General features: G+C 72.6%; 9 protein-coding genes. 2 read left to right on the top strand and 7 right to left on the bottom strand.

Annotation, left to right across the window (positions count from 1 at the left end; all coding sequences use genetic code 11):
• Positions 1-64 precede the first annotated feature (64 nt).
• On the bottom strand, positions 65-418 hold the full coding sequence (locus tag ACFU53_RS43515) for a hypothetical protein (protein ID WP_384005323.1): 354 nt from the start codon (positions 416-418) through the stop codon (positions 65-67).
• Positions 419-528: 110 nt separating this feature from the next.
• On the opposite strand from ACFU53_RS43515, the gene ACFU53_RS43520 reads away from it, so the two are divergent.
• Complete coding sequence (locus ACFU53_RS43520; RefSeq protein WP_384005325.1) at positions 529-846, top strand: hypothetical protein; 318 nt, start codon at positions 529-531, stop codon at positions 844-846.
• A gap of 61 nt (positions 847-907) precedes the next feature.
• Here the strand turns inward: ACFU53_RS43520 and hutH are convergent, their stop codons facing one another.
• The 4 genes from hutH to ACFU53_RS43540 all read right to left on the bottom strand — a co-directional run bounded on the left by hutH (position 908) and on the right by ACFU53_RS43540 (position 6,057).
• Positions 908-2,446: a histidine ammonia-lyase gene (gene hutH / locus ACFU53_RS43525; RefSeq protein WP_384005338.1), complete on the bottom strand. Its 1,539-nt coding sequence runs from the start codon at positions 2,444-2,446 to the stop codon at positions 908-910.
• Positions 2,447-2,828: 382 nt separating this feature from the next.
• Positions 2,829-3,998, bottom strand: coding sequence for a diguanylate cyclase domain-containing protein (locus ACFU53_RS43530; RefSeq protein ID WP_384005327.1), 1,170 nt, complete (start codon positions 3,996-3,998; stop codon positions 2,829-2,831).
• Between the two features lie 454 nt (positions 3,999-4,452).
• Positions 4,453-5,304, bottom strand: coding sequence for an enoyl-CoA hydratase/isomerase family protein (locus tag ACFU53_RS43535; RefSeq protein ID WP_384005328.1), 852 nt, complete (start codon positions 5,302-5,304; stop codon positions 4,453-4,455).
• Between the two features lie 498 nt (positions 5,305-5,802).
• The gene (locus ACFU53_RS43540) at positions 5,803-6,057 is read right to left on the bottom strand and encodes a hypothetical protein (RefSeq protein ID WP_384005330.1); all 255 of its coding nucleotides are present in this window, start codon (positions 6,055-6,057) and stop codon (positions 5,803-5,805) included.
• Positions 6,058-6,071: 14 nt separating this feature from the next.
• Here ACFU53_RS43540 and ACFU53_RS43545 point away from each other — a divergent pair, with 14 nt between their 5' ends.
• Positions 6,072-6,788, top strand: a complete 717-nt coding sequence (locus ACFU53_RS43545) for a hypothetical protein (protein WP_384005332.1) — start codon at positions 6,072-6,074, stop codon at positions 6,786-6,788.
• Between the two features lie 335 nt (positions 6,789-7,123).
• Here ACFU53_RS43545 and ACFU53_RS43550 read toward each other — a convergent pair whose 3' ends face one another.
• Both ACFU53_RS43550 and ACFU53_RS43555 read right to left on the bottom strand, forming a co-directional pair.
• On the bottom strand, positions 7,124-8,287 hold the full coding sequence (locus ACFU53_RS43550) for an adenylate/guanylate cyclase domain-containing protein (RefSeq protein ID WP_384005334.1): 1,164 nt from the start codon (positions 8,285-8,287) through the stop codon (positions 7,124-7,126).
• Positions 8,288-8,574: 287 nt separating this feature from the next.
• The gene (locus ACFU53_RS43555) at positions 8,575-9,447 is read right to left on the bottom strand and encodes a biotin--[acetyl-CoA-carboxylase] ligase (protein ID WP_384005336.1); all 873 of its coding nucleotides are present in this window, start codon (positions 9,445-9,447) and stop codon (positions 8,575-8,577) included.
• Positions 9,448-9,796: the final 349 nt, after the last annotated feature.

The raw sequence follows: 9,796 nt of genomic DNA on the forward strand, positions 1-9,796 counted from the left end.
CCCCATGAGACGTAAAAACCCCGGGCGGCGGTTGCCGCCCGGGGCCATCAATCTCCCAAGCCGCTCAGCCGCGTCCGTCTTCCTCTTCGTCCTCTCCGCCCTCTCCGTCATCATCCTCGTCGAGACCCCATTCCGGCGAATCGGGGTCGTAGTCGATGCTCTCGCTGCTCCAGGAGGCCTGGGCCAGTTCGACGCCCGGCACCTCCCCGACCAGGTCGAACGGGTCGACCAGGTAGGCGAGGGCCTCCGCCGTGTCCTCCGTCACCGCGCTCTCGGCGTGTACCCGCTCGTCGGCAGGCATATCGGAGTCGTCCGCGATCCGCCGCAGAGCGGCACCGGTGATGGCCTCCACGTCCTCGACCTCCACCACCAATTCAACTCGGAGCCGGACAAACTGTGATGTCTCAGTTGTACTCATGCTCCGGAGCGTACGGCTCACAGGTCACGCGACTTTCCCACGACCCGCGCCTTTCATTAGCATCGCTCCCTACGGCCAATTCGCCAGCGCCACAAGGGGATCGATATTCCGTGTCCGTCGCACGTCGCGTGTCGTCCACCGCCCGCCGATCGCTGCTGACCGCCACCGCCGCGGGCACCCTCCTGGGCGCTCTCTGGTTCGTGCCGTCGGCCAACGCGACCCAGGACGAGGCGGCCATAGGACAGCAGACGACCAGGACGACCGACACGGACGTGGCCTCCGGCAACCGTGAACTGGCCGACACCGGCAGCCCCAACACCACGCCCTACGTCATCGGCGGCACCGCGATGCTCGGCCTCGGCGCGGCCTTCGTCGCGTACTCCATCCGCCGCGAACGCGAGGACTACGGGCCGGTGGGGGGCGCGTAGTCGTCTGCGGGCGGGGGCTTCTCCCGCAGCTGGGGGTCGAAGGGGCGGCGGGGCGAGAAGCTCAGGCAAGCGGCCCGGTGACGGACTCCGCCGCCGCCACCAACCGCCCGTCCCGAACGAACGCATCGGCCAACGCCAGATCAGGTGCGAGAAACCGATCCGCCCCAGGCCCCTCCACCCCAGCCCCACGCACGGCCTGCACCACCGCCCGCGTAGCCGGCGCAGCCACCAGCCCCTCCCGCAGTTCGACGCCGCGCGTCCCGGCGTACAACTCGACGGCCAGCACCCGCGTGAGGTTGTCCACGGCGGTCCGCAGCTTCCGCGCGGCCGCCCACCCCATCGACACATGGTCCTCCTGCATCGCGGAGGACGGAATCGAGTCGGCCGAAGCCGGCACGGCCAGCCGCTTCAGCTCACTCACCAGTGCCGCCTGCGTGTACTGCGCGATCATCAGCCCGGAGTCGACGCCGGCGTCGTCCGCGAGGAACGGCGGAAGCCCGTGCGACCGGTTCTTGTCGAGCAACCGGTCCGTCCGCCGCTCCGCGATCGACGCGAGATCCGCCACCGCGATCGCCAGGAAGTCGAGGACGTACGCGACCGGCGCACCATGGAAGTTGCCGTTGGACTCGACCCGCCCGTCCGGCAGGACGACGGGGTTGTCGACCGCCGCCGCCAACTCCCGCTCGGCGACGAGCCGCGCGTGCGCGACGGTGTCCCGGCCGGCCCCGGCCACCTGCGGAGCGCACCGCACGGAGTACGCGTCCTGCACGCGGGGCGCGTCGTCCTGGTGGTGCCCGGTGAACCCCGACCCCTTCAGTACGGCGAGCATGTTGGCCGCGGAGGCCGCCTGTCCGGGATGCGGGCGGATGGCGTGCAGCTCGGGCGCGAGGACCCTGTCCGTGCCGAGCAGGGCCTCCAGGGAGATCGCGGCCGTGATGTCGGCCGACGTGTACAGCCGCTCCAGGTCGGCCAGCGCCATGACCAGCATGCCGAGCATGCCGTCGGTGCCGTTGAGGAGGGCCAGCCCCTCCTTCTCGCGCAGCTCGACGGGGGCGATGCCGTGCTCGGCGAGCAGCTCACCGGCCGGCCGCACGACCCCGTCCGGGCCTTCGGCGTCGCCCTCACCCATCAGCGTGAGCGCACAGTGGGACAGCGGCGCCAGGTCGCCGGAGCAGCCGAGGGAGCCGTACTCGTGGACGACGGGGGTGATCTGGGCGTTGAGGACGTCGGCCATGGTCTGCGCGACCTCGGGCCGTACGCCGGTACGGCCGGAGCAGACGGTCTTCAGCCGCAGGAACATCAGCGCGCGGACGACCTCGCGCTCCACCCTCGGCCCCATGCCGGCCGCGTGCGAGCGGACGATGTTGCGCTGGAGCCGGGCCCGCAGTTCCGGGCTGATGTGCCGGGTCGCGAGGGCGCCGAAGCCGGTGGAGACCCCGTAGACGGGTTCCGGCTTGGCCGCCAGCGCGTCCACGATCTCGCGGGCCGCGGCGAGGGCGGCCACCGCCTCGTCGGAGAGCTCGATCCGGGCGCCGGCGCGCGCCACTGCAAGGACGTCGGCCGCGGTGACGCCGGACGTCCCGAGCACCACCGTGCCCACAGAGTGCATATCCATATTCAGGATCGTAGGGACTGAATCGTCGAATGTCACGACCGAACGAGGGAGGGGCTCCTTACTCGCCGCGGGGCCACCTCCGCGAGCCGGCAGGGAACAGCCGCCGCCGAGGCTATCCGCGTAGATCAGAAACTGGTCGGAGAACGCTCGGAGAACCATCCGAGGTTGATCAGAATCCCGCAGGTCAGAGGCTTGGTGGCACCCGCACGCGAGTAAGGTCGGAACACCGGACGACGCGGGCCGGCGCTCTTCCCGAGCCGCACCCGCCCCTGCCCCTTCGGACCACAGACCGGCCCACGGCCCACTCCCCCCTTGGCCGTGGGCAGCCCAGGACCGCGCGCCGACTCGACCCGTCGCGCGGACCGCCCTAGGACCGGCGCCCACGAATGCGGCGCCGGTCCCCCGGGTGCGCTGGATCGACCGGCGCGGGCGGCCGGTCGGCGAGACTGACCACCGGGTCCTCGGCACCCTCACCCTCACGCCCCGCGACGACCGGCTCCACGGAACCGGCGGCCTTGGCCCGGTACTGCGCCGCGTCGGCCAGCCGGAAGAGCCGCCGGGCCGAGCGCAACGGCCCGATCGGATCCCCCGTGGACGCGACCCCGCAAGCGACCCCGTCCCCCGGCTCCAGTTCCCGCGCCCGCACACAGAGATCACCGGCGACACGCACCACCTCGTCCGCCAACGGCCCCACCGCCAGCAGACAGAACTCGTCTCCCCCGAGCCGCGCCACCAGCACCCGGGGCAGCTCGGCCGCGCAGCGCGACAGCACGGACCCGAATCTCTCCAGCAACTGATCCCCCATCGCGTGCCCGTAGGAGTCGTTGACCTTCTTCAGGCCGTTGAGGTCACAGACGACGAGGCTGATCACCGTGCCGTCGCGCCGGTGCGCCTCCATCGCCTCGTCGAGCCGGAGGTCGACCGCGCGCCGGTTGCCGAGCCCGGTGAGGGGGTCGGTGAAGGCGAGCCGCCGGGCCTCCTCCAGCCGCTCGGACTGCGCGAGCCCGGCCGCCACGACCGAGGCGAGCACGGTCGCGAACGCGGCGTCGTCACCGTGGAAGACGGGCTCCCCTGCGGGCCGGGCCACATACAGCTCGCCCCAGGCCCGGCCGTTCATCACGACGGGCGCCACCACGCAGCAGCCGCGCCCTCGCCGACGCAGGGCGGCGACCCGGTGATGGCAGTAGCCGCCCGGCCGCCGCCCGGCGGCCGGCCCGGCCGCCGTCTCCACCCAGGCGTTGGGCTCACCGCCCTCCAGCCATCGCTCGTGCAGAAACTCCGCGATCTCCGGGAACTCATGCACCGGATACGTCTCGTCCTCGGGGAACTCCTCCTCGTCCGCGGCCCGGTTCCCCACATTGACGAGTACCCGCAGCAGTCCACGTTCCCGCTCCCACACGGAGAGCGCGGCGAAACTGCCCGACAGGGCCCGACACGACCCGTCCGCGGCCGCCCACCACGTCTCCCGCGACGTACGCGCACCGGCCATCCCACGCGCCAACGCCACGACGGCCCTCAGCCGCCTGTCCTCTCCCATCACTCCAGGCTAGGGAGCTTTGAGCCGATTCGAGACGTTAGTGGGGCGAACAGGGGTACGGATGGCTGATGGCGCGCACCGGTACGGGCCGCCGCCGGCGCACACAGGGGTACGGGCCGCCGCCGGCGTACACAGGGGTACAGGGCGCCGGTGACGCGCACACGGGTACGGGCCACCGGCGACGCACACACGGGTACGGGTCACCGCCGGCGCACACACGGGTACGGGTCACCGGCGGCGCACACACGGGTACGGGTCACCGGCGACGCACACACGGGTACGGGCCACCGGCGACGCACACACGGGTACGGGCCACCGGCGACGCACACACGGGTACGGGCCACCAGTGACGCACACACGGGTACGGGGCACCAGTGACGCACACACGGGTACGGGGCGCCGGTGACGCGCACAGGGATGCGGGCCGGGGTGCGCCGACAGGCGGGAGCTCCGCTCACTCCCCTGGCCAGTCGGGCTTCCGCTTCTCGTTGAAGGCGGCCACACCCTCCGCCCGGTCCCCCGAGAACGCGACCGAACGCCATGCCGCGTCCTCGACCTCCAGCCCGGCCCGCAGATCGAGCCCCTGCCCGAGCCGCAGCGCACGCTTGGCCGCGCGCAGCCCGACGGGCGAGTTCTCGGCGATCCGCGCGGCCAGCGCCAGGGCCTCCCCCCGGTCCCGTCCCTCCTCCACCAGCTGGTCGACGAGCCCCAACTCCCGCGCCTCCTCGGCCTCCAGCCGCCGCGCCGTGAAGATCAGCTCGGCGGCCCGCGCGGCCCCCACCCGACGCGGCAGCAACTGCGTGCCCCCGCCGCCCGGGATCACCCCCACCGAGACCTCGGGCAGCCCCATCACCGCCGTACGGTCGGCCACGATCAGGTCGCAGGCCAGGGCCAGTTCGCAGCCACCGCCCAGCGCGAAGCCGTGCACGGCGGCGACCGTGGGCATCGGCAACTCCAGCACGCCGGTGTAGGCCGCCCGCGCGACGGGCCGCTGCCGCACCAGATCGGCGTCACTGAACGAGTTCCGCTCCTTCAGATCCGCCCCCACGCAGAAGGCCCGCTCATGCGTCGAGGTCACCACGACCACGCGTACGTCCCGGTCGGCGGCGAGCGCCGCGCACGCCGCCGCGACGGAACGGGCCATGTCGGTGGACACGGCGTTCATGGCCTTGGGCCGGTCGAGCGCGAGCTCGGCGACGTACCCGTGCCGTCGCACGGCAACGAACTCCCCGAACCGCCGCTCGCCCTCTTCCTCCACCCCTACCGCCCGCTCCACTGCCGCACCGTCACCGTCACCGTCACCCATGAATCCCTCCCGGTTAACGCGGGTTAACTTCTGTCGCCCCGATCATCGCAGCCACCCCCTGCCGACGAAAGCCCGAGCAAAGCCCGGCCGGTCGGGGGGTTCGCGAGTGGGCGGGTTCACAGGTGGGCCGGGCAGCGGGTGTTGCCTGGGCGGCAACACCATCGCCCCAGCCCGGCGGAGGCGCCGTTGACGGCACCGTCATCCGCAAGCCCGGCGCCCACCCAAACGAGAACTCCGCAGGCCGGCCCCTTGGCAAACCCTGGCGATCTTTTCCCCGTACGAGTGACATCCGGACCTTCTCCGGCCACACCGCCCGCCCCGGCACATAATCTGCGCTCCGCCACAGGCGCACCGGGGGACACGGGCGCGTAGGGGAGGGACGAACCATGACGACGAACACGGCCACCAGGCCTACGCCGACCACAACACGGGCGCCACAAGAGTTACCGACGCCAACAGCGACGCCTACGGCGCCGGCGACTTCCGCACCGGCGGACTTCATGGCGCCGGTGTCACCGGGACCGACGGAACCAGGCCCACGGAGACCCCCGGGGACTCCTGCGAGGCCCGCGACCCCTGCGGCTTCCATGACACCGGGGTCGCCGACGCCGTCGGCTGCGTCGAGGTCTCCGAGGTCGTCGGCACCACCGGGGTCTGCGGGGTCGTCGGCACCGCCGGGGTCTGCGGGGTCGTCGGCACCGCCGGGGTCTGCGGGGTCGTCGGCACCGCCGGGGTCTGCGGGGTCGTCGGCACCCTGGAGGCCGTCGGTGGCCCCGGTGAAACCCGCGATGCCCTTCTCGCCCGCCGCGTCCGGGACATCGGCGGAGCCCTTGGACCAGGCCGGGTCCGGCCCCGGCCACCCCGCTTCCCGGCCGCGAGGGCGGCACCGGCGGCCCCGGCCCCGGAAGCTGCTGTTCGCGGTGGGCGGGATGGCGCTGGCGGCAGGGGCGCTGAGTTTCCTACGGCTGGCGTCGGACCCGGCCGGCGGTGGCGTCGGCGCGGCAGGCCCTGCACCGAGCGCGGCGGACGGGGTCACGGACGAGGCGACCAACGCCGGGGCGACCGTGGAAAGGGAGCCCTCGGCCGACGCGGGGACCCCGACCGCCGACACCCCCATGGGCGGCGGCGACCCCGCCTCGACGCAGCCACCGTCACCGGGAGCGACCGTTCCCACGCCGATCCCCTCCGCCTTCCCGCCCGCACCCTCCATCGGCGTCGAGATCCCTGGCCCTGGCGCCCGCGACCTTTCCAGAACCCCGCCCGCCCCGGACACTCCCCTGACGGCCCGCACCCCGGAACCGCCCCGCCCCACCCCACCCGCACCCACCCGGCCACCAGCGGCAGCCCCCCAGCAGCCGACCACCCCCGACTCCCCGGGCTCCCCGACCACCCCCGGCGACACGACAAGCCCCACGAAGCCCGCGAAGCCGGGCCTGTGCGTCCCGATCGTCGGCGTGTGCGTCAACGACGCCCTGGGCGGCTGACAGGGACACCCCGCCGCGGCCGAAGGCGGCGGCGGGGCCCGACAGCGACAAGAGGCCCCGCAGCAGCGGCTCGGCACGGCGGTACGACAACGACCCCATCAGCATCAGCACCTCGGACCCACACAGCTCGACCGCAGGCGGCCCCCACCCGCACGGATACGAGCCTCACGCCGCGCCCTCACCCACACCACGCGGCCTGCGCCCTGCCAACCGCACCCCGCACGCGGCCCAAACTCTCACGGCCACGTCTCCCGGGCGCTCCACACCCTCACCACCACAACCGCACGCCTCACGACCACGTCCTCACGCGACCACGCACGCACGCGGCCCCACCCTCACGGCTTCCCAGGCCTCCGTGTGAGCAGCCACGGCTGGACCACGCCCAGGCCGCGCACGGGTCGTTGCCACATCGGCTGGAGAGCGAAGCGGTAGGTCGGGGGTTCCTCGCCCTCCTTCTCCGCGGCGGCCGCGGCTTCGGCGGCCTCGGCCTCGGAGGCGGGAGCCTCGCCCGTGCGGGTCAGTTCCTCGGCGAAGGCGCCGTCGACGAGGACCGCGTCCTTCGGCGCTATCGAGGTGAGCCGGCTCGCGAGGTTCACGGTCGAACCGAAGACGTCGCCCATCCGCGTCGTCACCGTGCCGAAGGCCATGCCGACGCGCAGCTCGGGCATGGTCTCGTCATTGGCCATGGTCTCGATGAGCCGAAGAGCGATCTCCGCGGCGACGCCCGCGTCGTCCGTGGCGTAAAGGACCTCGTCGCCGAGAGTCTTGATGAGCCGCCCGCCGTTCGCCGCCACCAGATCCGCCGCCGTGGTCTCGAAGGCCTCGACCAGCTCGCCGAGCTCCTCCTCCTCCATACGCCGGGTGAGGCGCGTGAACCCGACGAGGTCGGCGAAACAGACCGCGAGCCGCCGGTCGACCATCTCCTCGTCGTCCGCGGCCTGCACGACCCGCCCGGTGGCGGCGGCGAGCTGACGCCGCCAGACGTAGACGAGGAACTCCTCCAGCTCCGGCAGCAGCAGCTCGACCAGCGGATACGTCACCTCGGTCCGGGTCATCCCCGGCTCCGGCGGCTCGGTCAGTCCCTCCAGGAACGAGTCGATCTGCCACTCGGCGAGCCGCGCCGTGGTCTGCCCGGTCGAACGGGCCACCTGCACCGCCATGGCCTCACTCAGCAGCCCCGCCTCGACGAGACCGGCGAGCCGTCGCAGCGCGAGTACGTCCGCCTCGGTCAGCGCCTTGGCCTGGCCGATGTCGGCGAAGCCCATGGCCCGCCAGAAACGGGACGCCAGCTCCATGGACACGCCCGCACTGCGCGCCGCCTGAAAAGGGGTGTAGCGGCGCTCGGCCCCGAGGATGAGCCCTTCGAGCCGCAGCGCCAGCGGGTCCTCCTCACCGACGTCAACGCCGTGGGGCTCTCCCCGATCGAGCGAAGCCGAGAGGGGGGGCGGCTCCACGCGGTCAACCGCGTCCGTGCCGGAGCCCGTGTCCTCGACGCTCACTCCTGCTGCCCTTCCGATCTCCCGCGGTCACGTACTCGACCGGCCTCAACTCTACGGCAGGTGTGCGCCAGCTCACTCCGTCAGGTGGGCCGAAGGGTGCGTACCCCTTTCCGGTGAATGACACCCGGCGCCGGTGCCGGCGACACCCGGCGCCGGTGCCGGCCCCTGGGGGCGGCACTCCAGACCCCCGCTGTCGCCCTCCGGGCTCGTCCTCGAACGCCGGACGGGCTTGAGATTCGTATACGCGCCCCGAGTGCCCAAACCCCACCATCCCCACACGTCACACGTCACACAGACCGCAGATGCACGATGTCCCCCGCCCCCACCGGCTCCTGCACCCCCTCCTCCGTGGCGAGGACCAGCCGCCCGTCCCCGTCCACCGCCACGGCCTCCCCCACGACCGACCGGTCCCCGGGCAGCTCGGCGCGCACTCTCCGCCCCAACGTCGCGCACCCGGCGGCGTAGGTCTCCTGGAGACCGCTCACCGACGGATCGCCCCCGGCCGCACGCCAACGCCCGTACCAGTCCTCCAGCGACCGCAGCACGGCCCGCAGCAGGGGATCACGATCCGTGGTCACGGCACCGGCGAGCGCCAGCGACCCGGCCACGGGTACCGGCAGTTCGTCCTCCCGCAGGCTGACGTTGATGCCGATGCCGACGACCACACCGTGCGCACCCGCCCGCTCCGCGAGGATGCCGCCGGCCTTGCGCTCCTCACCACCCACAGTCACCAGCAGGTCATTGGGCCACTTGAGTGCCGTGTCGACTCCGGCGGCCCGGGACAGCCCGGTCGCCACGGCGACGCCGGTGAGGAGCGGCAGCCACCCCCAGCGGTGGATGGGCACCTCGCCCGGCTTGAGGAGGACGGAGAAGAACAGGCCGGAGCGAGCGGGCGCGGTCCATGTGCGATCGAGACGGCCCCGGCCCGCTCGCTGCTCCTCGGCGACGAGCACGGCGCCCTCGGGAAGCCGGTCCGCGCGCCCCGCGAGGTCGGTGTTGGTGGAGTCGATGACCGGCACCACGTCCAGGGAGCTCCACAGCCCGCCCTCCCGGATGAGCGCCCGGCGCAGGGAGGCGGAGTTGAGGGGCGGCCGGTCCAGGTCGGACCACCGGCCGTCGGGCTTGTCGTTACCGTCGTCTGAGGCATCTCGCGGCGTCATGCAACCCACCCTAGGTGTGGTAAACGCCGCACTGCCGAACGGTAGGTACAGCACTACGCTACGGATGAGTAACCCCACACACTTCTGAGCACGTACCGATACAACGCCCGTCCCCGCAACGCATCCTCACCATGCGTACAACCGGCACCACCCTCATCGCCCTCATCGCCGCACCACCCTCATCACCTTCATCACCTTCACGTCCTCATTGAGCAGGCAGGGAGCCGTATCCCGATGTCCGAGCCGGAAGAGATCGACCTTCACACGACCGCGGGGAAGCTCGCGGACCTGCAGCGCCGTATCGACGAGGCGACGCACGCCGGCTCCGAGCGCGCGGTGGAGAAGCAGC

The sequence above is a fragment of the Streptomyces sp. NPDC057474 genome, from assembly GCF_042802555.1.
Classification (GTDB): domain Bacteria; phylum Actinomycetota; class Actinomycetes; order Streptomycetales; family Streptomycetaceae; genus Streptomyces.